This window comes from Streptomyces sp. NPDC005811 (assembly GCF_040630405.1).
GTDB lineage: Bacteria > Actinomycetota > Actinomycetes > Streptomycetales > Streptomycetaceae > Streptomyces.
Genome location: NZ_JBEXXK010000078.1, coordinates 24,404 through 47,018, shown reverse-complemented (window position 1 = coordinate 47,018; position 22,615 = coordinate 24,404). Strand labels below are relative to the sequence as shown.

Annotated in this window: 15 protein-coding genes and 1 pseudogene; 5 read left to right on the top strand and 11 right to left on the bottom strand. The window is 72.5% G+C overall.

The window, feature by feature from the left end:
- Window positions 1-279: 279 nt before the first annotated feature.
- From ABZ490_RS47625 to thyX, 3 genes are all read right to left on the bottom strand, one after another.
- Window positions 280-1,965 carry a ribonuclease J gene (locus tag ABZ490_RS47625; protein WP_359005641.1) on the bottom strand — a complete coding sequence of 562 codons (1,686 nt, stop codon included), beginning with the start codon at window positions 1,963-1,965 and terminating at the stop codon, window positions 280-282.
- Window positions 1,966-2,094: 129 nt separating this feature from the next.
- Complete coding sequence (gene dapA, locus ABZ490_RS47620; RefSeq protein ID WP_359005638.1) at window positions 2,095-2,994, bottom strand: 4-hydroxy-tetrahydrodipicolinate synthase; 900 nt, start codon at window positions 2,992-2,994, stop codon at window positions 2,095-2,097.
- A 212-nt stretch (window positions 2,995-3,206) separates the two neighbouring features.
- Window positions 3,207-3,938 (bottom strand): FAD-dependent thymidylate synthase, encoded by a 732-nt coding sequence (gene thyX / locus ABZ490_RS47615; protein ID WP_359005635.1) that lies wholly within the window; start codon window positions 3,936-3,938, stop codon window positions 3,207-3,209.
- 138 nt (window positions 3,939-4,076) lie between these two features.
- Here thyX and ABZ490_RS47610 point away from each other — a divergent pair, with 138 nt between their 5' ends.
- Both ABZ490_RS47610 and ABZ490_RS47605 read left to right on the top strand, forming a co-directional pair.
- Window positions 4,077-4,328 (top strand): hypothetical protein, encoded by a 252-nt coding sequence (locus ABZ490_RS47610; RefSeq protein WP_359005645.1) that lies wholly within the window; start codon window positions 4,077-4,079, stop codon window positions 4,326-4,328.
- Between the two features lie 51 nt (window positions 4,329-4,379).
- Window positions 4,380-4,934, top strand: coding sequence for a hypothetical protein (locus ABZ490_RS47605; RefSeq protein ID WP_359005632.1), 555 nt, complete (start codon window positions 4,380-4,382; stop codon window positions 4,932-4,934).
- A gap of 83 nt (window positions 4,935-5,017) precedes the next feature.
- On the opposite strand, the gene ABZ490_RS47600 is transcribed toward ABZ490_RS47605, so the two are convergent.
- The 5 genes from ABZ490_RS47600 to rpsO form a co-directional block, all read right to left on the bottom strand.
- On the bottom strand, window positions 5,018-5,473 hold the full coding sequence (locus ABZ490_RS47600) for a tetratricopeptide repeat protein (RefSeq protein ID WP_359005629.1): 456 nt from the start codon (window positions 5,471-5,473) through the stop codon (window positions 5,018-5,020).
- Window positions 5,474-5,487: 14 nt separating this feature from the next.
- A complete protein-coding gene (dapB, locus tag ABZ490_RS47595) occupies window positions 5,488-6,240 on the bottom strand; it encodes a 4-hydroxy-tetrahydrodipicolinate reductase (protein WP_359005626.1) in 753 nt (250 codons plus the stop codon).
- A gap of 26 nt (window positions 6,241-6,266) precedes the next feature.
- Complete coding sequence (locus ABZ490_RS47590) at window positions 6,267-7,646, bottom strand: pitrilysin family protein (RefSeq protein ID WP_359005623.1); 1,380 nt, start codon at window positions 7,644-7,646, stop codon at window positions 6,267-6,269.
- Window positions 7,643-9,865: a polyribonucleotide nucleotidyltransferase gene (locus ABZ490_RS47585; RefSeq protein ID WP_359005620.1), complete on the bottom strand. Its 2,223-nt coding sequence runs from the start codon at window positions 9,863-9,865 to the stop codon at window positions 7,643-7,645. Before ABZ490_RS47585 ends, ABZ490_RS47590 begins: the two co-directional genes overlap by 4 nt.
- 380 nt (window positions 9,866-10,245) lie before the next feature.
- Window positions 10,246-10,533, bottom strand: a complete 288-nt coding sequence (rpsO, locus tag ABZ490_RS47580; protein WP_016432306.1) for a 30S ribosomal protein S15 — start codon at window positions 10,531-10,533, stop codon at window positions 10,246-10,248.
- A 342-nt stretch (window positions 10,534-10,875) separates the two neighbouring features.
- Here rpsO and ABZ490_RS47575 point away from each other — a divergent pair, with 342 nt between their 5' ends.
- The gene (locus ABZ490_RS47575) at window positions 10,876-11,157 is read left to right on the top strand and encodes a DUF397 domain-containing protein (RefSeq protein ID WP_359005616.1); all 282 of its coding nucleotides are present in this window, start codon (window positions 10,876-10,878) and stop codon (window positions 11,155-11,157) included.
- Between the two features lie 35 nt (window positions 11,158-11,192).
- Here ABZ490_RS47575 and ABZ490_RS47570 read toward each other — a convergent pair.
- Window positions 11,193-12,358 (bottom strand): annotated as a pseudogene (locus ABZ490_RS47570) (type VII secretion integral membrane protein EccD); the annotation flags it as partial.
- 57 nt (window positions 12,359-12,415) lie between these two features.
- Here ABZ490_RS47570 and eccE point away from each other — a divergent pair.
- A complete protein-coding gene (gene eccE, locus ABZ490_RS47565; protein WP_359005613.1) occupies window positions 12,416-13,876 on the top strand; it encodes a type VII secretion protein EccE in 1,461 nt (486 codons plus the stop codon).
- 243 nt (window positions 13,877-14,119) lie between these two features.
- The gene (locus tag ABZ490_RS47560) at window positions 14,120-17,227 is read left to right on the top strand and encodes an SCO5717 family growth-regulating ATPase (RefSeq protein ID WP_359005610.1); all 3,108 of its coding nucleotides are present in this window, start codon (window positions 14,120-14,122) and stop codon (window positions 17,225-17,227) included.
- A 66-nt stretch (window positions 17,228-17,293) separates the two neighbouring features.
- Here the strand turns inward: ABZ490_RS47560 and ABZ490_RS47555 are convergent, their stop codons facing one another.
- Together ABZ490_RS47555 and ABZ490_RS47550 are read right to left on the bottom strand one after the other, a co-directional pair.
- A complete protein-coding gene (locus ABZ490_RS47555; RefSeq protein WP_359005607.1) occupies window positions 17,294-18,241 on the bottom strand; it encodes a bifunctional riboflavin kinase/FAD synthetase in 948 nt (315 codons plus the stop codon).
- A gap of 131 nt (window positions 18,242-18,372) precedes the next feature.
- Window positions 18,373-22,410, bottom strand: coding sequence for a trypsin-like peptidase domain-containing protein (locus tag ABZ490_RS47550; protein ID WP_359005604.1), 4,038 nt, complete (start codon window positions 22,408-22,410; stop codon window positions 18,373-18,375).
- Window positions 22,411-22,615: the final 205 nt, after the last annotated feature.

The window sequence follows — 22,615 nt, the reverse complement described above, 5'->3', positions numbered from 1 at the left end:
CAGGTTTTCCTCCGGGCTTCCCTTCGGTCTTGCGTTTCCGACTCTATCAGATCTTTTCTCGATCCGATTTCCTCGGTGCTTTCCAGGTTCCCGCTTTTGTTTCGCGGTTTCCTTTCCGGCGGTTCCGACTTTATCAGAAGTTCTGAGTCGGTTTTCCCGGCCCCTCCCGGTGGGCTGGTCCGGCGCGTGGCGCGGACTGCTTCCCGTTCAGGCGGAGCCGTAAACGTACTGGAGCGGGGCGCCCCGATGCAAATCGAGGCGCCCCGCTCCAAGTTCGGCTCAGACCTCCACCACGACCGGGAGGATCATCGGCCTGCGGCGATAGTTGTCGGAGACCCACTTGCCCAGGGTGCGGCGGATGAGCTGCTGCAGCTGGTGGGGTTCGACCACGCCGTCCTGGGCCGAGCGCTCCAGGACCTCGTTGATCTTCGGGACGACGTCCCCGAAAGCCGAGTCCTCGATGCCGGAACCGCGGGCCTGGATGTGCGGGCCGCCGGTGATCTTGCCGGTGGAGGAGTCCACGACCACGAAGACCGAGATGATGCCCTCGTCGCCGAGGATCTTCCGGTCCTTCAGGGCCGGCTCGCCCACATCGCCGACGGAGAGGCCGTCGACGTAGACGTATCCCGCCTGGACCTTGCCGGAGATCTTGGCCTTGCCCTCGACGAGGTCGACGGCGATGCCGTCCTCGGCGATGACGATCCGGTCGTGCGGGACGCCCGTCAGGGCACCCAGCTCGGCGTTGGCCCGCAGGTGGCGCCACTCGCCGTGGACCGGCATCAGGTTCTTCGGGCGGCAGATGTTGTAGAAGTACAGCAACTCGCCCGCCGAGGCGTGACCCGAGACATGGACCTTGGCGTTGCCCTTGTGGACGACGTTCGCGCCCCACCGGGTCAGGCCGTTGATCACGCGGTAGACCGCGTTCTCGTTGCCGGGGATCAGGGACGACGCCAGGATGACCGTGTCGCCGGGGACGATACGGATCTGGTGGTCGCGGTTGGCCATGCGGGACAGGGCGGCCATCGGTTCGCCCTGGGAGCCCGTGCAGACCAGGACCACCTCGTGGTCGGGGAGGTCGTCGAGCGTCTTGACGTCGACCACCAGGCCCGGCGGGACCTTCAGATAGCCGAGGTCCCGGGCGATGCCCATGTTGCGGACCATCGAACGGCCGACGAAGGCGACCCGGCGGCCGTACTCGTGGGCGGTGTCCAGGATCTGCTGGATGCGGTGGACGTGGCTGGCGAAGCTGGCCACGATGATCCGCTTGCGGGCGTTCGCGAAGACCGTGCGCAGGACGTTGGAGATGTCCCGCTCGGGCGGCACGAAACCGGGGACCTCGGCGTTCGTCGAGTCGGAGAGGAGGAGGTCGATGCCCTCCTCGCTCAGCCGGGCGAACGCGTGCAGATCCGTGAGACGCCCGTCCAGCGGCAGCTGGTCCATCTTGAAGTCACCCGTGTGGACCACCATGCCGGCGGGGGTGCGGATCGCGACGGCGAGGGCGTCCGGGATGGAGTGGTTGACGGCGATGAACTCGCAGTCGAAGGGGCCGATGCGCTCCCGGTTCCCCTCCGCCACCTCGAGGGTGTACGGGCGGATCCGGTGCTCCTGGAGCTTGGCCTCGATGAGCGCCAGGGTCAGCTTGGAGCCGATCAGCGGGATGTCCGGCTTCTCGCGCAGGAGATAGGGGACGGCCCCGATGTGGTCCTCGTGACCGTGCGTGAGGACGATGCCCTCGATGTCGTCCAGCCGTTCACGGATGGACGAGAAGTCGGGCAGGATCAGGTCGATTCCGGGCTGCTCCTCCTCGGGGAAGAGCACTCCGCAGTCGACGATCAGCAGACGGCCGCCGTACTCGAAGACCGTCATGTTGCGGCCGATCTCGCCGAGGCCGCCGAGCGGGGTGACCCGCAGGCCTCCCTTGGGGAGCGGCGGGGGCGGGCCCAGTTCGGGATGCGGATGACTCAAAAGACTCTCCTCAAACACGCGCGCCACGTACCGGTAGGGCACGTGGCGCGCGTGACGTTCGTGCAGAAGCAGTTGTCGTTGTGGTGTGCAGGCACCGGTGTCCTGCCTATTCAGTTGTGAAGTCCGTTGTCAGAGCTGTACCCCGCCCGAGGCAAGATCGATCTTGAGCTGCTCGATCTCTTCCGGCGAGCATTCGACCATGGGAGAGCGCAGCGGACCGGCGGGCAGGCCCTGGAGGGCGAGCGCGGCCTTGGTGGTCATGACGCCCTGGGTGCGGAACATGCCCGTGTAGACGGGGAGCAGCTTCTGGTGGATCTCGGTGGCCTTCTGGACGTCGCCGGCGACGAACGCGTCGACGAGTGCCCGCAGGTCGGGCGTGACGACATGGCCGACGACCGAGACGAAACCGACCGCGCCCACGGAGAGCAGCGGGAGGTTGAGCATGTCGTCGCCGGAGTACCAGGCGAGGCCGGAGCGTGCGATGGCCCAGCTCGCGCGGCCGAGGTCGCCCTTGGCGTCCTTGTTGGCGACGATCCGCGGGTGCTCGGCGAGGCGGACGAGCGTCTCGGTGCTGATCGGGACGCCGCTGCGGCCGGGGATGTCGTAGAGCATGACCGGCAGCTCGGCGGCGTCGGCGACGGCCGTGAAGTGCCGGTACAGGCCCTCCTGAGGGGGCTTGTTGTAGTACGGGGTGACGACCAGCAGGCCGTGCGCGCCGGTCTTCTCGGCGGCCTTGGCCAGTTCGACGCTGTGGTGGGTGTCGTTGGTGCCGACACCGGCGACGATGTGGGCCCGGTCGCCGACGGCCTCCAGGACGGCTCGTACGAGGTCCGCTTTCTCCGCGTCGGTGGTGGTGGGGGACTCACCGGTGGTGCCGTTGATGACCAGGCCGTCGTTGCCTGCGTCCACCAGGTGGGTGGCGAGCCGCTGGGCGCCGTCGAGGTCGAGTGCGCCGTCCGCCGTGAACGGCGTGACCATGGCGGTGAGGACCCGCCCGAAGGGGGTCTGCGGAGTGGAGGTCGGAGCCATGGGTAACACGCTACTCGTTGCTCCCCATGTGGTCTGCCCTCGGGGGGTTACGAAAAGTCACGACAAATGCGGAGCCCGGTACTGCCTGCTCGGGGGTTCAAGCAGTACCGGGTCCGTTTGATCAGGCTAGATGAACTTCTCCAAATGCCGCAATACGGACACTTCGCGCGGATGACCCGTACATGTGTGCCGGGCAGCAGAACACGCCTTCGTTACGGCGCGACACGACCGTTGGCGTTGAAGGCCGCATACGTGAGGGGCATGAGCTTCGCCCACTCGGCCTCCATCTTCTCGCCCACCATCTCGATCTCCCGCTGCGGGAAGGACGGCACCTTCGCGAGCTCGTGCTGGGTGCGCAGGCCGAGGAAGTGCATCAGCGAGCGGGCGTTGCAGGTGGCGTACATCGAGGAGAAGAGCCCGACGGGCAGGACCGCGCGGGCGACCTCGCGGGCGACGCCCTGGGCGAGCATCTCCTGGTAGGCCTCGTAGGCCTGCCGGTAGGAGGCCTCCATGGTCTTGCCGACGAACTCGTGCTGCTCGGGGGTGCCCTCGACGAACACGTACTGGCCCGGGCGGCCCTGCTGCACGAGCTTGCGCGAGGTGTCCGGGACGTAGAAGACCGGCTCCAGCTCCCGGTAGCGGCCCGACTCCTCGTTGTACGACCAGCCGACGCGGTGCCGCATGAACTCGCGGAACACGAAGATCGGGGCGCTGATGAAGAAGGTCATCGAGTTGTGCTCGAAGGGGCTGCCGTGCCGGTCCCGCATCAGGTAGTTGATCAGGCCCTTGGAGCGCTCGGGGTCCTTCTGGAGCTCTTCCAGCGACTGCTCGCCGAGCGTCGAGACACGGGCGGCGAAGAGGACGTCGGAGTCCGCGGCACTGGATTTCACCAGCTCGACGGTGACGTCGCTGCGGAGGGACGGCTGGGGATCGGCGGGCGTCACGGAGGGTCCTTCCCATCACATCTGCGGTTCGCGCCCACTCTACGGGGCGCCCGGGACCGTACCCGGTCTGGTTGTTTTCCACGTGTTTTCTTCAGGAAGGGCACCTTTTGCTCTTCTCGTGCGTCTGTACTGACGGAAATCTTCTGTACGACTCCTCTGTACGACTCCTCGAAGGACGCGGTCGCCCTGTTCGCCAGCAATGTCACTCCCCCACCCCGTGAGCGGGCCTCGCTCGGGCAGACGGCCGGGCGCTGGCTGCTGGGGCTCACGATCGTGGCCGCGCTCGTGGGATCGGTGGTCATCGGGAGGCCGGCGCTCACCGTGGACCACTCCTCCCCGACACAACAGTCACAGCCGTCACAGCAGCCGCAGGCGTCTCAGGGACACTGACGCGATAGCCTCACCGGGCACAGCCCACGCACGAACGAGTGAGGACCAGCCGTGCCCCTGCCCTTCCTGACGGCCGAGCGCCCGTTCGAGACGGCCGACGACGTCGCGCTGCCCTTCGAGGACCGTGAGCGCTGGCGGCGCCCCTACCGGCCCGGCCCCTGGCGGGTCGTGGCGGCCGCGCTGGCGCTGCTGCTCGCCTCGTACGTGCTGCTCGCGGCGGTCGTGATCGCGCTGACCGGGAAGAGCTCCGACGCCGGCGTGATCCTCGGGATCTCGGCGCTGGTGATCGTCGCCGCGCTGCGACTGCTGCGCGTGGGCGTGTGGGTGAGCCCCCGCGGGCTGCGGCACGTGCGGTTCCTGCTGACGCGGACGGTGCCGTGGGACCGGGTCGCGGCCGTGCGGACGGTGCAGCAGCCGGTGCGCTGGCTGGGCCTGCCGCGCACCGTCCAGGGGCAGGCGCTGCTCCTCGTACGGCGGGACCGGCCGGCGGAGGAGACGGCGATGCTGCTGACCACGCACGGCGCGGACTTCCTGGGGCGCTCCGAGGCCTTCGACCGGGCCTCCGACGCCGTCGAGGCGTGGGCGTCGGAGAACGGCCGCGGCTGACCGCACGACACAGCACGACACGCCGAAGGGGCCGGCCCGCGGAGAGCGCGGGCCGGCCCCTTCGGCGTACGACGGCCGGGCGGTCAGGCCGGTTCGACGCTCTTGCCGTCGTGGAGGCGGATCGCGCGTTGCATCGCCTGGCGGGCGCGCGGGGTGTCGCGGGCGTCGTGGTAGGCGACGGCGAGCCGGAACCAGGTGCGCCAGTCCTCGGGGGCCGCCTCGGTCTCGGCCTTGCGCCGGGCGAAGACCTCGTCGGCCGAGTCACGGTCGATCCGGCCGCCGGGGGTGCGCCTGAGCTCGTCGACGGGGAGGCCGCCCTCGGCGTCGAGGGCGGCGGCGAGGGCGTTGGCCCGGCGGACGAACTGGGTGTTCTTCCACAGGAACCAGACGCCGATGACCGGCAGGATCAGCACCGCGATCCCGAAGGTGACGGTGATGACCGTGCCGGACTGGATGAGCATGACGCCGCGGCTGCCGACCAGGACGAAGTAGAAGACCAGGACGGCGGCCGTGACCGCGTAGGAGAGCTTGGCGCGCATGTCGGAAGGGATCTCTAGTTCAGGTCCAGGAAGTGCTCCAGGCCGAAGGTGAGGCCCGGAGTCGTCACCACCCGGCGGGCGCCCAGCAGGATGCCCGGCATGAAGCTGCTGTGGTGGAGGGAGTCGTGGCGGACGGTGAGGGTCTCGCCCTCGCCGCCCAGCAGGACCTCCTGGTGGGCCAGCAGGCCCCTCAGCCTGACGGCGTGCACCGGGACGCCGTCCACGTCCGCGCCGCGCGCGCCGTCCAGGCCGGTCGCCGTGGCGTCCGGGGCCGGGGCGGTGCCGGCCGCGCGGCGGGCCTCGGCGATGAGCTGGGCGGTGCGGGTGGCGGTGCCGGAGGGCGCGTCCACCTTGTTGGGGTGGTGCAGTTCGACGACCTCGACGGACTCGAAGTACGGCGCCGCGATCTGCGCGAACCTCATGGTGAGGACCGCGCCGATGGAGAAGTTCGGCGCGATGAGCACGCCGGTCTCCGGGGAGGCGGCCAGCCAGCCGTTCAGCTGCGCGAGGCGCTCCTCGGTCCAGCCGGTCGTCCCGACGACGGCGTGGATGCCGTGGCCCACGCAGTACTCGAGGTTCTCCATCACGGAGGCCGGGGTGGTGAGCTCCACGGCGACCTGGGCGCCGGTGTCGGCCAGCGTCTCCAGCTTGTCGCCGCGGCCCAGCGCGGCCACCAGCTCCATGTCCTCGGCGGCTTCGACGGCCCGTACCGCCTCGGAACCGATCCGGCCCCTGGCGCCGAGGACCGCCACACGCAGCTTGCTCATCTGTTGTGCTTCCTTACGGGAGTGGATTAGGCGACCGCGTCGTGCAGCCGGGCGGCCTGCTTGTCCTTGAGCGGGCCGATGACCGACAGCGACGGGCGCTGTCCCAGGATGTCGCGGGCGACCGCGCGGACCTCGTCCGGGGTCACGGCCGCTATCCGGGTCAGCATGTCGTCGACGGACATCTGCTCGCCCCAGCACAGCTCGCTCTTGCCGATGCGGTTCATGAGCGCGCCGGTGTCCTCCAGGCCGAGCACTGTGGAGCCCCTGAGCTGGCCGATGGCGCGGCCGATCTCGTCGTCGGACAGGCCGTTCTGGGCGACGTCGTCGAGTTCGTCGCGGCAGATCTTGAGCACGTCGTGGACCTGCGAGGGGCGGCAGCCGGCGTAGACGCCGAACAGGCCGCAGTCGGCGAAGCCGGAGGTGTACGAGTACACGCTGTAGGCCAGGCCGCGCTTCTCGCGGACCTCCTGGAACAGCCGGGAGGACATGCCGCCGCCGAGGGCGGTGTTGAGGACTCCGAGCGCCCAGCGGCGGTCGTCGGTGCGGGCGAGGCCGGGCATGCCGAGGACGACATGGGCCTGCTCGGTCTTGCGGCCGAGGAGTTCGACGCGGCCCGAGGTGCGGAGGGTGCGCCGGCCGTCGCGCGGGGCGATGGGGGCGGCGTCCTGGTTCCCGAGGGCGCCCGCCTTCTCGAAGGCCGCGCGGACCTGTCGTACGACCTTCTGGTGGTCGATGTTGCCGGCGGCGGCCACGACCAGGTGCGTCGGGTCGTAGTGCTTCTTGTAGAAGCGGCGGATGCGGTCGGCGGTGAGGGCGTTGACCGTGTCGACGGTGCCGAGGACCGGGCGGCCGAGGGCGTTGTCGCCGAACATGGTGTGCGCGAACAGGTCGTGCACACAGTCGCCGGGGTCGTCCTCGGTCATGGCGATCTCTTCGAGGATGGCGCCGCGTTCGACGTTGACGTCGTCCTCGAGGATGAGCGAGCCCGTCAGCATGTCGCAGACGACGTCGATGGCGAGCGGCAGGTCGGTGTCGAGCACGCGCGCGTAGTAGCACGTGTACTCCTTGGCCGTGAACGCGTTCATCTCGCCGCCGACCGCGTCGATCGCGGACGAGATGTCCAGCGCCGACCTGCGGGTGGTGCCCTTGAAGAGCAGGTGCTCCAGGTAGTGCGTGGCGCCGTTCAGCGCGGGGGTCTCGTCGCGGGAGCCGACGTGGGCCCAGATGCCGAAGGTCGCGGAGCGGACCGAGGGGAGGGTCTCGGTGACGATGCGCAGGCCGCCCGGGAGGGTGGTCTTGCGGACCGTGCCGATGCCGTTCTCGCCCTTGATCAGGGTTTGGGTACGGGCGACGGCCCGCGCCTCGGAGGAGGTGCGGGCCGTCGTCCTGGAGCTACTCGACGTCACTTGTCGGAGTCGTCCTTCTGGTCTTCGGCGGACTCGTCCTCGCCCTCGATCACGGGGATGAGGGAGAGCTTGCCGCGGGAGTCGATCTCGGCGATCTCGACCTGGACCTTCTGGCCCACGCCGACGACGTCCTCGACGTTCTCCACGCGCTTGCCGCCGGCCAGCTTGCGGATCTGCGAGATGTGCAGCAGACCGTCCTTGCCGGGGAGCAGGGAGACGAACGCGCCGAAGGTGGTGGTCTTGACGACCGTACCCAGGTAGCGCTCGCCGACCTCGGGCATCGTCGGGTTGGCGATGCCGTTGATCGTGGCGCGGGCGGCCTCGGCGGCCGGGCCGTCGGCGGCACCGATGTAGATGGTGCCGTCGTCCTCGATCGTGATCTCGGCGCCGGTGTCCTCCTGGATCTGGTTGATCATCTTGCCCTTCGGGCCGATGACCTCGCCGATCTTGTCGACCGGGATCTTCACGGTGATGATCCGCGGCGCGTTGGGGGACATCTCGTCCGGCGTGTCGATCGCTTCCATCATCACGTCGAGGATGTGGAGGCGGGCGTCACGGGCCTGCTTGAGGGCGGCGGCCAGGACGGAGGCCGGGATGCCGTCCAGCTTGGTGTCGAGCTGGAGGGCGGTGACGAACTCCTTGGTGCCGGCGACCTTGAAGTCCATGTCGCCGAAGGCGTCCTCCGCACCGAGGATGTCGGTGAGGGCGACGTAGTGCGTCTCGCCGTTGATCTCCTGGGAGATCAGGCCCATGGCGATACCGGCGACCGGGGCCTTCAGCGGCACACCGGCGTTCAGCAGCGACATGGTGGAGGCGCAGACCGAGCCCATCGACGTCGAGCCGTTGGAGCCGAGGGCCTCGGACACCTGACGGATCGCGTAGGGGAACTCCTCGCGCGTCGGCAGGACCGGCACGATGGCGCGCTCGGCGAGGGCGCCATGGCCGATCTCGCGGCGCTTGGGGGACCCCACGCGGCCGGTCTCGCCGACGGAGTACGGCGGGAAGTTGTAGTTGTGCATGTAGCGCTTGCGGGTCACCGGGGAGAGGGTGTCCAGCTGCTGCTCCATACGGAGCATGTTGAGGGTGGTGACGCCCAGGATCTGGGTCTCGCCACGCTCGAACAGCGCGGAGCCGTGCACCCGCGGGATGGCCTCGACCTCGGCGGCGAGCGTACGGATGTCCGTGACGCCGCGGCCGTCGATGCGCTTCTTCTCCTTGATGACGCGCTCACGGACCAGGGACTTGGTCAGCGAGCGGTACGCGGCGGAGATCTCCTTCTCGCGGCCCTCGAACTCCGGGAGCAGCTTCTCGGCGGCCAGACCCTTGACGCGGTCCAGCTCGGCCTCGCGCTCCTGCTTGCCCGCGATGGTCAGCGCGGAGGCCAGCTCCGGCTTGACGGCGGCGGTCAGCGCCTCCAGGACGTCGTCCTGGTAGTCGAGGAAGATCGGGAACTCGCCGGTCGGCTTGGCGGCCTTCGACGCGAGGTCGGCCTGGGCCTTGCACAGGACCTTGATGAAGGGCTTCGCGGCGTCCAGACCGGCCGCGACGACCTCCTCGGTGGGGGCCTCGGCGCCGCCCTTGACCAGCTGGATCGTCTTCTCGGTGGCCTCGGCCTCGACCATCATGATCGCGACGTCGCCGTCCTCCAGGACGCGGCCGGCGACGACCATGTCGAAGACGGCGTCCTCGAGCTCGGTGTGCGTCGGGAACGCGACCCACTGGCCGTTGATCAGCGCGACGCGGACGCCGCCGATCGGGCCGGAGAAGGGCAGACCGGCCAGCTGGGTGGACGCGGAGGCGGCGTTGATCGCCACGACGTCGTACAGGTGGTCGGGGTTGAGCGCCATGATCGTGGCGACGACCTGGATCTCGTTGCGCAGGCCCTTCCTGAAGGACGGGCGCAGCGGGCGGTCGATCAGGCGGCAGGTGAGGATCGCGTCCTCGCTCGGCCGGCCCTCACGGCGGAAGAAGCTGCCGGGGATCTTGCCGGCGGCGTACATCCGCTCCTCGACGTCCACCGTCAGGGGGAAGAAGTCGAGCTGGTCCTTGGGGTTCTTGGAGGCGGTGGTGGCCGACAGCACCATGGTGTCGTCGTCCAGGTAGGCCACGGCCGAGCCGGCGGCCTGGCGGGCCAGGCGGCCCGTCTCGAAGCGGATGGTGCGGGTGCCGAAGGCGCCGTTGTCGATGACGGCCTCGGCGTAGTGGGTCTCGTTCTCCACTAGCGTTTTCTCCGTTACTTGTCGTCTTTTCGTCCCGTGCTGCCCGTGTGGCAGAGGGACGGTGGCGGAGATGCGCGCCGTGCGGTGCGGGCCGGTCTTCGATCGAAGCACCCGGGGCTCACTTCCTCCCGGGCGCCACTACCGAGGACCGGCGGCGGCTAGGTGCGCTTCTCCTCGTTCGGTGGGTGATGCGTCGGGTGTGGCGCGTCGGGCGCCGTCACCCTGTGTCGTGCGTAATGCGTTGTGCTACCACACTACAAAGGGGCGGTGACACTCCGCACGTTTCGTACGTACAGCAGTCCGTACTCAGTCCGTACTCAGTCCGTACGTACAGCAAAAGGGAGCGGCCCCCCAGACGGGAACCGCTCCCTCCACGCGACTTACTTGGCGCCGGCCGCACCGCGGCGGATGCCGAGGCGGTCGACCAGCGTACGGAAGCGCTGGATGTCCTTCTTGGCCAGGTACTGCAGCAGGCGACGACGCTGGCCGACCAGGATCAGCAGACCCCGACGGGAGTGGTGGTCGTGCTTGTGGGTCTTGAGGTGCTCGGTCAGGTCGGAGATCCGACGCGAGAGCATGGCGACCTGGACCTCGGGGGAGCCGGTGTCGCCCTCCTTCTGGCCGAACTCGGCGATGATCTGCTTCTTCGTAGCGGCGTCGAGCGACACGCGTACTCCTCATGGTCTGGGTGGCCACCGAGTGCCCCCGGTCTGCTTCTCGGGGTGACTTCCGTGACTCGGATGGCGGGATCCGCTGGGCGCGGCCTCCGATCCCTCGATACGGAGGGCTCCGGGGGCGCGTACACAAACGGCCGACAGTCAGGGTACCAGGAGGTGGCGGGCACCTTCGCCCGGGTATCCGAACCACCTCGGCGGTGGGCGGGGGGCCACTAGGGTGACGCACGGATCGTAGACGGAGCGAAGCGGAGCGAAGTCGGTCCGTGGACGGAACCAAGAGCGGATGCCGGGAAGCCGGCACATGGGGACACGTGGGGAAGGGGACGCTGCGCCATGGCGGAGACCGAAGCGGAGATGAAGGCGCGCAAGGAGCGCGAGCGGGACGAGCTGTACGCGCTCGACATCTCCGGCGTCGAGTGGAAGTGCGCGCCGGGCACGGAGGAGCACGAGGAACGCGTGGAGATCGCGGACCTGCCCGGCGGTGCGGTGGCGATGCGGTCGTCACTGGATCCGGACACGGTGCTGCGGTACACGGAGGGGGAATGGCGGGCGTTTGTGTTGGGGGCTCGGGATGGGGAGTTCGATCTGGAGCGGGGGGATCGGGCGGTGGGCTGACGTGGGTGATGGTCCAGGTGGGGCGGGCTTGGATGTCAGCTCATCATCGACCTGGCGGCCGCGTACACGTCGAAGACGGCCAGCGCCAGCGGGACGAGGGTCAGAAGGACGAATCCCTCGGCGATCTCCATGAAGCGGCCCCAGAACGGGGTGAGCCCGCCGCGTGAGGCGATGAGGCCGATCGCGGTGACGACCGCGGACGCCGCCGCCATCGTCGCGACCAGCCAGATCGTACGGCTGTCCAGGTCGGCGCGGTCGCCGGTCAGGGCGTCGTGGACCACCGACAGCGGCGGGTCGAGTGCCAGGCCGAGGCCGAGCAGCACCAGCGGGCCGAGGCCTGCGGCGAGCACGGGAGCGACCTGGGCGGTGTAGCGGAAGAGGTGGGCGCGCATCAGCAGGGCGACACCGGTCGCGAGAGCGAGCAGCTGAGCCCACGGGTCGTCGGAGAATCCCAGGACCGCGCAGGAGCCGACGGCAAGGACCGCGCAGCCGCCGACCATGCCGACCAGAAGTTCGTGGCCGCGGCGGACCTGGGCGGTGATGCGTTCGACGTCGACCGGCTCATGGGGGGGCGGGGTCGGCGCCGTACGTGCTGTGCGGGGCGGAGTGGAGCGCGTCGTAGCCGATCGGCAGCCGGGCGAAGCGCATGGACAGGCCTGGCAGGAAGGCGAGGGCGCCCACACCGAGAGGGGCGCACAGGGCCGCGCTCTCGGAAGGCGTCCAGTGGGCGAGGATCCCCGCGAAGACGGCGGCCAGGGCGGCGCCCGAGGCGACGGCACAGGAGACGAACGGGCCGTCGCCGGCCGGGGAGCACAGGGTGAGCAGGACCGCGGCCACCAGCACAGCAGCGCAGGCCAGGAGGAACCGCGGCTTGCCGATGCCCTGGCCGTCGGCGAGCGGGAGGAGGCCGGAGCCGGCCACGCCGATGTTCGGAAGGGCGCCGAGGCCCAGTGCGACGGCCGAGGCGCGGTCGTCGTAGACGCGGGCCCGCACGCAGGCGAGCGCGACGAGTGAGGACGCCCACGACGGACGCGAGGACTCCGGGCACCGAGTGCATGTCGTGACGCGGGTCGCCCGTCCAGGCCACGAAGGCGAGCAGGGCCGACAGGACACCTCCGCCGACGAGCCCCGCGGCGCGCGTGAGGTCGCCGCCCCAGAGGGTGCGTTCGCGGGTCACCACGGCCGCGACGGCCTCGGAGACGCAGCGCGCACAGCAACAGGGGCGTGGGCTGCTCAGGACGGCAGCGGACAAACGGGGATGGTCGCCACCGCGATCGTGGTGCTGTCCGTCGCCCGTCGGCGTGGCCGCTCGCTCCCCGAACGGCGGGCCACCGCAAGAGCGTTGAAGGCACGTCGGCGACCGGCCGCGAAGTTCGAGATCCCGCCCGGCACCGAACCCGGCTTCGGCCCCGCCCTGAAGTGCGACCCGAGCCTTCGGACCTATGAGTACGGCGGCCGTGACCGCAGCCCTGTCGGAATCGTCGGGGACGGCACGTTCGTCACGGCGGTCCTCCAGGTCGAGGCGGACGCGACCGCGCTGCGCGCCGACCGCAACCGCCGACCACTGCCGCTGAACCTGGTGCGCGACGCGCTCGACGTGGACGGCATCCGTCTGGAGTCCGCGCAGATCGTGCTGCACACTCAGCCCGCGCCCGCCCTGCACCTGCCCCCGCAATCCGTGGCCGTCACCAACTACGCGCCGCTGCAGGAACAGACGGGTGCGCCGGCGGTTCGCCTCACCTGGATCGCGTTGAAGCTGGATCCAGAACCGTGCCCGGAGGCCGTGGCCGCGCGCGGCGGCGGTTTCGTCGGCGCGCAGAAGTGCGTGGTCCGGGCCGCCGATCATCTCGTGAGCCGGCTGACCGGCGCCGGATTTCGTTCGACCGTCCTGGCCGAGGAGCAGTTGACCACGGCCCTGGCCACCTCGGCCTGTGCCGACCACCTGGTCACGGCGGAGGCCGGACGGACCGGAACGCTGGAGCGGCGCACCGAGGAGTCCAGCCGCAACTGGCGGTGCGACAACCGTCGGCACACCACGTACCGGATGCGCCGGTGGCCCACGTTGGGCGGCGCCGACGCGCCGACGCTGCCACAGTTCATCGCCCTGGTGACGGCGGTGCCCGCCCTCGCCACGACCTTCAGTGTCACTCTCGCGCGCGGGAAGCGGCAGGACGTGTCCCTGTCCGCACACATCCGGATCGGGGGTCTGTGGACCGCGCAGGTCCTCGCGCTCAGGGCGGCGGCGACCGGGGCGCGGGTGGCCGTGGAGCCGGGACGTCCGCAGGCCTGGGCACAGATGGTGCACGCGATGGGCGGCGGCCAGAACGGGCTCGCGGTGCACGAGGTCGGCCGGGTCCCCCCGCAGGGCGCCTCGACGGATACGCCGGTGCTGGTGGTCCGGGACTGCGGTATGCGGCCGCCGCGCGGACGCGTCGTCTCCGGCCCCTGGCAGTCCGTGCTGACCCTGCTGCCCTACCTCAGTCCGGTCGCCCCGCGGCTGATACGTCAGGCGCGGCTCGTCGGTGTGCAGCGGATCTCGCCCGACGAAGCCCTGGAGGTGGGCCGGGCGTTGACGCTGCCCAGGGAGAACGTGGAGGCTCTGCCCACGCTCGTCGACGGGTTCACCCTGTGGTGTGCCGACCGCGACCGGCAGTACGTGATGACACGGCCGACGGACGCGGAGATCGGGCTGCTGGGCTCGCCCCGGCGCATGGACTGAGCCTTTCTGGGCCTTCCGGGCCCTCTGAGGGTGGGCGGGCCTGCCGGGTCGGGGCATCTGATGATTAGGCTGGTACGGGGCGCCATGCCGGAAACCCGGAGGGGTGGGTGTCGGCGTCCTCGGGGAGGGCCGGTGCGTCGACGACCTCGGACGGCCTCGAAACCACTGCGTACGACGAGAAATGGTCGCGCCCCGGCACGGCAGGAGCGTGCTCGAGGGTGCTCGACCACACCAGGAGGAATTGTGAGCAGCGATCGGGACGGGACGCGCGGGGGCTGGGCCACACCCGGCGATGACCAGCCCGACGCGGAATCCGCCATCGAGATGACGGGCGAGTTCACCATCGACTACGCGCCGCCCGCTTGGTACACGCAGAACGCGGGGAGCGGGGGGAACACGGGGGCGGCTCCTCCGCCGGGGCCGCCGGCACCCGTTCCCGGGCCGCCGGCCACTCCTGTCTCCGGGCCGCCGCCCGTTCAGGGCCAAGGGCAGGGGACGGGACCGGGCCAGGGCCAGGTGCCGGGTCAGGGCCAGGTGCCGGGTCAGGGGCAGGTTCAGGGGCCGGGGCAGGTTCAGGGGCCGGGGCAGGTTCAGGGGCCGGGTCAAGGTTCCGGTCAAGGGGCGGCTTCGGCTGCTCCGGTTCCCGCGCCGGCTCCGTTCCAGCCGCCGGTTCCGGGTCTTGCCCCGTTCCAGCCTCCGGCGCCGTTCCTGCCTCCGGGGCAGGTTCCGCCGCCTCCGCCCGAGATGCCGGGTGCGGCTACGGCTCCGTATGCCCCGCCCGTCGCTCCTCCCACGCCCTTCACTCCGCCGCCTGTGCCCGGGCTTCCCGTCGACGGAGGCTTCCAGCCGCAGGCACCGGCCGCCGTTCCGGGCCCGCCCGCCGAGGTGAGCGGTTCTGAGAACGAGGACCCGGCTGAGGCAGCGGCGGAGACGGGCGGCGACAGCGGCGCCGACGTCCAGACCCAGGCCGAGGCTGAGGCTCAAGTCGTTGGCTCTGGGGGCGCCCCTTCGCGTGATGACGAGGCGGGGGCGGAAGTCGAGGGCGAGGGCGAGGGCGAGGAAGGCGTCGACCTGGACTCCCCGGTTTCCGAGGGCTCCGAGACCGCTCCCGACTCCGCCGAAGCCGTCGATGTCGGTGATGCCGGTGATGCCGCCGACCTCACCGACGAGCAGGCCGGGCCCGCCGCTGCCCCCGCCTGGGCCCCTCCGCCCGTTCCGCAGGGCGGGGTTCCGCCGTTGCCGCCGTCGTACGAGCCTGCGGCTCCCGCGTCGGCGGCCCAATGGCCTGCCCAGCCGCAGCCGCAGCCGCAGCCGCACGCCGATGCCGCGGCGGCGCAGCCCGAGGCGGCACCGCCCGCACCGGCTCCCGAGGCTCCCCCGGCAACACCGCCCGCACCGGCTCCGGAAGCTCCCCCGGCCGCACCGCAGCAGCCGCCCGCCTACGGGTTCCCCCAGCAACCCGCCCCGCCCGCCCCGCCGGTTCCGCCGCAGCAGCCCGGCTACGGCTTCCCGCAGCCCCCGGCCTCCAACGCCCCGGACGGGTACGGGTTGCCACAGCCGCCCGCGCCCGACACCGCCGATGGGTACGGCTTTCCGAAGCCGCCGGCCCCCAACGCCCCGGACGGGTACGGTCTCCCGCAGCCGCCCGCGCCCGACACCGCCGATGGGTACGGGTTCCCGCAGCCGCCGGCCCCCAACGCCCCGGACGGGTACGGGTTCCCGCAGCCTCCGGTGCCCAACTCCCCCGTCGGCTACGGCTTTCCCCAGACGCCTCCCGCTCCTCAGCCTCAGCCCGGTATCCCCCACCAGGCCGACGGCCGGCCCCCGGCGCCTCAGGGGTTCCCGGGGCAGCCTCCCTACGGGCACCAGCACCCCGCGCCCGTCCATGACGCCGCCGCGCACCCGCCGCAGCCCCCGCAGCCGCCCGTCGACCCGCGGATCGGTGCCGCCTGGCCGCAGGCCGTCCAGCACGATCATCGGCAGCCCGTCAACCCCGGTGCCGCGCCGCTGGGTTACACCGCGGCCGTGGAGCTCTCCTCGGACCGGCTGCTCAACAACAAGAAGCAGAAGGTCAAGAGCGGCCGTCCGACCGCCTCGTCCTCCCGTTTCAAGCTCGGCGGGAAGAAGGAGGAGGCGGAGCGGCAGCGCAAGCTGGAGCTGATCCGTACGCCGGTGCTGTCCTGCTACCGCATCGCCGTCATCAGCCTCAAGGGCGGTGTCGGCAAGACGACCACGACCACCGCGCTCGGCTCCACCCTCGCCATCGAGCGTCAGGACAAGATCCTCGCGATCGACGCCAACCCGGACGCCGGTACGCTCGGCCGGCGGGTGCGGCGGGAGACCGGGGCCACCATCCGTGACCTGGTCCAGGCGATCCCGTACCTCAACTCGTACATGGACATCCGGCGGTTCACCTCCCAGGCCCCCTCGGGTCTGGAGATCATCGCCAACGACGTCGACCCGGCCGTCTCCACGACGTTCAACGACGAGGACTACCGGCGCGCGATAGACGTGCTCGGCAAGCAGTACCCGGTCATCCTCACCGACTCGGGCACCGGCCTGCTCTACAGCGCGATGCGCGGGGTGCTCGACCTCGCCGATCAGCTGATCATCATCTCCACGCCGTCGGTCGACGGGGCGAGCAGCGCCAGTACGACGCTGGACTGGCTGTCCGCGCACGGGTACGCGGAGCTGGTCTCCCGGTCCATCACCGTCATCTCGGGGGTGCGCGACACCGGAAAGATGATCAAGGTCGAGGACATCGTGCAGCACTTCGAGACACGCTGCCGCGGTGTGGTCGTGGTGCCGTTCGACGAGCATCTCGCGGCCGGTGCCGAGGTCGACCTCGACATGATGCGGCCGAAGGTGCGGGACGCGTACTTCAACCTCGCGGCGATGGTCGCGGAGGACTTCGTACGGCATCAGCAGATGCACGGCCTGTGGACGAACGACGGCAACCCGCCGCCGGTCGCCGCCCCGCCGATGCCGGGCCAGCAGCAGCAGCCGTACGCGGGCCCGCAGCAGCCGTACGCGGGCCAGCCGCAGCCCTATCCGGGTCAGCCCGGTCAGCCCGGAGGGTTCCCGCCCCAGGCCGGACCCGGCCAGCCGGCACCCGGTCAGCCGCCCCAGCCCTTCCCTGGCCAGCCGTACCCGCCGCAGGCAGCCCAGCCGCCGCACCCCGGTCAGCCCCCGTACCCGCCGCAGGGCCAGCAGCCGCCCGGTCAGCCGTACCCGCCGCAGCCGGGGCCGCCCCAGCCCCCGGCCGGTTACGGCTACCCGCAGCCGCCCCAGCCCCCGGCGGGCTATGGCTACCCCCAGCCGCCGCAGGACGACCCGCCGCCGCAGCAGTGACCTACGCCGAAGGGCGGCCGGTGTCCGAGGACACCGGCCGCCCTTCGGCCGTACCGAACCGGGGAACTACTCCGCCGCCGCCACCAGCTCCCGGCAGCGCTTCACGTCCTCGGCCATCTGCTCCAGCAGGCCCTCCAGCGAGTCGAACTTCGCCTGGCCGCGCACGAAGGCGAGGAAGTCGACGGCGACATGCAGGCCGTACAGGTCGAGGCCGACGCGGTCGATGGCGTACGCCTCCACCGTGCGCTCGGTGCCGTCGAACTGCGGGTTGGTGCCGACGGAGATCGCGGCCGGCATCGCCTCGCCGCCCGCGTGCAGCCAGCCCGCGTAGACGCCGTCGGCCGGGATCGCGGTGTGCGGGAGGGTCTCGACGTTGGCGGTGGGGAAGCCCAGCTCCCGGCCGCGCTGGGCGCCGCGCACGACGACGCCCTCCACGCGGTGCGGGCGGCCGAGGATCTCCGCGGCACCCGAGACGTCGCCCGCGCCGACCAGGCGGCGGGTCAGGGTCGAGGAGAACGGCTCGCCGCCGCCCGCCTCCCCGCACAGCACCAGGTCGACGACCTCGACCTCGAAGTCGTACACCTTGCCCTGCTCGGCGAGGAACTCGACGTTGCCCGCGGCCTTGTGGCCGAAGCGGAAGTTCGGGCCCTCGACGACGGCCCGGGCGTGCAGCTTGTCGACGAGGACCTTCACCACGAACTCGGCCGGTGACAGCTTCGAGAACTCGGTGGTGAAGGGGAGGATCAGCAGCGCGTCCACGCCCAGCTCCGCCATCAGCTCGGCACGGCGGTGGTGCGGGGCGAGCAGCGGCGGGTGGCTGCCGGGGCGGACGACCTCGCTGGGGTGCGGGTCGAAGGTGACGACGACGGAGGGGACGCCCAGCTCGCGGGCGCGGTCCACGGCGTGCTGGATGATCAGCTGGTGTCCGCGGTGGACCCCGTCGTAGGAGCCGATGGTGACGACGCTGCGTCCCCAGTCCTCGGGGATGTCCTCCAAGCCACGCCAGCGCTGCACTGTGACCGCTCCTCGAACCCGTGTCCGTATCAACCGTTGCTGTTACGCAGGTCTAAGGGTGCCATGCCGGGTGCTTCCTGCCCGCATCGGCATGGGGGTGTGACTCGATCCACGCGCGCCCGCGGCTCCGGTCAGGCGGGCACCCGGACCCCCGCCAGGTCCTCCAGGGTGCGCCGGGCACCCGGGCCGACCAGGACCGCCCAGTCGCCCGGGGCGTCGGCGAACCAGCCCGTCGCGCGGGCGGCGAAGCCCGGGATGTGACGGGCCAGCTCGACCAGACCCCGGTCGAAGCGGGTCGCGCCGTCCGGGGTGCGGGCCAGCAGCAGGCCGGTGCGGTGGACGAGGGCGCGCAGTTCCTCGCCGTCGCGCTGCGGGGCCGCGTGCAGGACGGCGTCGAGGACCGCCGGTGCGTGCTCGTGGAGCAGCAGGAACTCCAGCAGCTCGCGCCGCAGCGGGCGGGAGGCGGGGGTGCCGGGGGCCAGCAGGGCGCCGGCCAGCGCGGCCCGCACCTGCTCGGGGCCCTCGGTCACCAGCAGTCCGGTGACCAGCGGGAGGAGGACGGCCCGGGCGGCCGGTCCCTGGTCCAGGCGGTGGTCGACGTAGGCGGCGACGTCCCCGGCGGTGTCCGGCCGCCGCCGGACCGCCTCCCGTACGACGGCGGCGACCCGGTGGGCGAGCGCGGGCGGGGTGGCGTCGGCGAGGGCCCGCAGGGTGCCGCTCGCGCCGGGGCTGTCCAGGCGGGCCCGGACGGCGGCCAGGACCGGGTCGGGATGGGTGTCGAGCGCGGTCAGCAGGGTGCTCGGGGGGAGCTCGGGATCGCCCGCCGCGAAGCGCTCCAGCGCTCGGGGCAGATGGCGGTCGCGGGTCTCCGGGTCGCGGACGAGGAGGGCGAGCGCACCGCCGTGCAGGGGGGAGTCGTCGGGGCGGGCGAGCAGGGCGAGCGCCGCGTGGCGCAGCAGGCCCCGGTCGGCGTCGGCGACGGTGTGCGCGGCGGTGTGCCGGGCGTACGTCAGCGCGGCGACCCGGCGGGCGGGCCGTTCGTCGTGCGCCCAGCGGTCGACGGCCCGGCAGAGCGCGGACGGCTCGTCCTCCGCGAGCACGGCGAGCAGTTCGTCGGCGCGGTGGTGCCCGCAGCCGACGAGGAGATCGGTGAGGTCGTCCGGCGACCGGTGCCGGTGCGTGTGCAGCAGGGCCTGCGCGGCCGTGGCCACGGTGGCGTGCGGGGTCGCGGGCAGCGGCCGTTCGTCGTCGAACCAGCGCGTGAGACACGGCTGTACGGCGGTGGAGTCGTCGGCGAGGAGCCGGGCCACGGCGTCGAGGTACCGGGGGGCGCCGACGCGCTCCGGGGCGGCGTCGGCGAGGACGAGCCGGCGCAGCAGGTCCAGGCACAGCTCGGGCGGCAGAGCGAGCCGCGTCCAGAACCCGGGCCCGAACTCACCCCACCCCCTGGCCCGTCCGTCCCCACCGACACCGTGGCCCGGCTGCCCGGCCCCGGCGGGGCACCGGCACGGCTGCCCGGCCCCGGCGGGGTCCTGGGCCGGCTGCCGGGCTCCGGCGGGGCACCGGCACGGCTGCCCGGCCCCCGTGAGGCCCCGGTCCGGCTGCCCGCCCTCCGCGACGCCTCGCCGCGGCTCCTCGTCCCCGGCCACGCCCCGGGCCGCCTGCTCCCCCTCGGTCACGCCCCGGGCCGGCCGGCCGGACCCCGCGACGCCTCGCCGCAGCTCCTCGGCCCCGGCCACGACCCGGGCCGCCTGCTCCCCCTCGGTCACGCCCCAGCACGGCCGGCCGGGCTCAGCGCGGACCCGGCCCGGCTGGCCGGCCTCGGCGCGGACCCGGCTCGGCTGGCCGGCCTCGGCGCGGACCCGGCCCGGTTGATCGGCCTCGGCGCCGACCCGGCCCGGCTGATCGGTCTCGGCGCAGCCCAGGTCCGGCTGGTCGCCCCCCTCCGCGATCCGGTCGGCCAGCAGTCGGAGGATTCCGGTGTACGGCGTGGCGTCCGGGACACGGAGGAGGGTCTCGGACAGGAGGCGGGCGGCCCACCAGGAGGTGCGGTCGGCGTCCAGTGCCCGCAGCAACTCCTCCAGGCGGTCGCGGAGTCGGCTCGTGCCCTGTTGGCGGCCGAGGAGGAGCAGGGCCTGGACGACCGGGCCGATGCGGTGGTGCGGGACGGGGAGCGGATGGGCACCCCCGGGGGTGCGGCGGCGGTGGACGAGGGCGCGCAGGGCCTCGTCGAGGTCGAGGTGGACGCCCTGGATCCAGTCGGCGAGTTCCTCGTGGGCGAAGCGGTAGCCGCCGCCGGCGGGCACCAGCAGGCCCTCGGTGAGGACGGCGGAGGCCCAGCCGGTGCCGCCGCCGAGCCGGGCGGGTGCCGGTCCCCAGGGGAACACCGCCTCGAAGTTCGCCCGGTCCAGCTCGCCCTGGCCGGGCCCGAGGCTGCGCCGGGCGGCCTCGTGGACCTGGCCGGAGACCTTCGCCGCGAGCCGGCGGACCGCGGTGCCGCGCAGGCCGTTCCCGGCGGCGAGGCGGACGGCGATCCGCAGGCACATCAGGTCGAGGTGGGCGGAGAGGACCTCGGCGCGGTCGACGGGGTGGGCGGGCGGGGGGTCGGGCAGGGCGGCGCGGACCTCGGAGAGGAGCCGGATGGTGAGCGGGTGCCGGGCGTCGGGGCCGGTGAGGGCGGTGCCGGGGACGCCGTACCGGGCCAGGGCGGCGCGGGCCTCGGCCGGGGTGAGGTCGCCGAGCGGGACGCAGGGCGGGAGCGCCCCGGCCGTCTCCTCCCGGGGGCCCGTGCCGTCGTACAGCATCCCGGGCGGGAACCGGGTCCCGGCCCGCTCCCAGTACTCGGCCCGGCAGGCCACCATCAGGCGGGCGCCGGTGCGCCGCAGCCACTGCGCGGTGCCCTCGGTCCAGTCGGCGAGCCGGTGGGCGAGGACGGGCGGCATCTCCTCGGGGCCGTCGAGCAGCAGGAGCAGCGGGCGTCCGGCGGCGTGCGCGAGGCGGGCCAGGCGGTCGGGGCGGATGTCGCCGAGGTCGGCGGGGTCGGTCCCGGCGGATGCCGGGTCCGGTGCGGGTGCCGTCGGGCGTCCGGCGCGGGAGGCGGCCACGATGCGGGCGGCGCGGGTCAGGGCCCGGCGGGCCGCGTCGGCGAGGGAGTCGTCGTCCGCCTTGAGGTCGGCGCCGCGCAGCCACAGGGTGGGGGCGGGTTCAGGGCCGCGGGTGCGGCGGGCGGCGAGGGCCGCGAGTTCCGTCGTACGGCCGCTGCCCGGTGGTCCGACGAGCCCGAGGACGGCCGCCGGGCCGATGTCGAAGGCGGCGAACTCCCGGGCCGTCGCGGCGCGTTCGACGGTGGCCACGGGGGTGCCGCCGGGGCCGCCCGGGTGACCGGAGAAAGCGCCGGGCGGGCCGTCGGAGGCCACCGAGGTGGCGGTGAGCTCCAGGACGCCCGCGAGATTGAGGTCGGCTCCGTACGCGGGCACGGTGGCCGCGTTGCGGGCGAGCAGGTCGGCCAGCGGGCCGGGGGCGGCGGGGCGCAGGGGGACGGCGAAGCCGGCCTCGCGGTCGCCGGAGCGCAGGGCGGTGCCGAGGATCGCGACGACCGCGCCCGTACCCGCGTCCAGGACGGGTCCCCCGCCCGCGCCTCCGCCGGGTCGCAGCGCGTCCCGGCCCGCGGTGCCGATGGCCAGTTCCAGGGCGCCGTCGAGCCGGTGGGCGCGGTCTCCGGCCGGGTGGTACGTCGCCCCCGTCGCGCCCAGCACACGGGCCTCTCGCCAGCAGCCGGCGGCCAGCCGGACGTACGTCCCGGTGCCGACGGGTTCCCGGACGGTCACGGGGAGCGGGTCCGTGCCGAGGCCCTCGGTGCGGACCAGGGCGAGGTTCAGCTCCGGGAGCGGGGTGACCGCCTCGGCGGTCACGGCGCAGACGCGGCCGTCGGCGTCGTGCAGGGTGAGGCGGGGCAGGCCGGCCACGGCCTCGTGGCAGGTGACGACCGTGCCGAGGTGGTCGGCGACGAAGCCGGTGCCGCGCGGGCGGCCGGCGAGGTCGCGCAGGAGGACGAGGGGGGCGAGGGGGGGGGGGGGGTGGGTGTCGCCGGGTGGCGCGTCCCCGGGTGTGCCGGTGGAGGCGGTGTGCACGCCGTGGTCGTCGTCCGTCCACGGGCCCCGTCCCGCCATCGCCCTACCTCCCCGCAGCGCCCTTGTGCCCTCGGTTCGACGGTAGGCATGCGGTGATCAAGAGAACAGGGGCCGTGGCGAAAGCGCCCCCCTGCGCTCCCTCGGTTCACTCCGAGCGCCTGCCCGGACGGGTGAATGAACCCGGGCGGTCGGACGCAGGCTAGAGGCGGGGGAACCGAGGGGGGACCGTGGAGCGGCGGGGCAG

Bases quoted from the DNA above. Each gene is read 5' to 3' on its own strand.
- dapA (WP_359005638.1), bottom strand. From the start codon at position 2,994: ATGGCTCCGACCTCCACTCCGCAGACCCCCTTCGGGCGGGTCCTCACC.
- ABZ490_RS47600 (WP_359005629.1), bottom strand. From the start codon at position 5,473: ATGCGCGCCAAGCTCTCCTACGCGGTCACGGCCGCCGTCCTGGTCTTC.
- dapB (WP_359005626.1), bottom strand. From the start codon at position 6,240: ATGAGCAAGCTGCGTGTGGCGGTCCTCGGCGCCAGGGGCCGGATCGGT.
- ABZ490_RS47575 (WP_359005616.1), top strand. From the start codon at position 10,876: ATGGCGGAGACCGAAGCGGAGATGAAGGCGCGCAAGGAGCGCGAGCGG.
- eccE (WP_359005613.1), top strand. From the start codon at position 12,416: ATGGTCGCCACCGCGATCGTGGTGCTGTCCGTCGCCCGTCGGCGTGGC.
- ABZ490_RS47550 (WP_359005604.1), bottom strand. From the start codon at position 22,410: ATGGCGGGACGGGGCCCGTGGACGGACGACGACCACGGCGTGCACACC.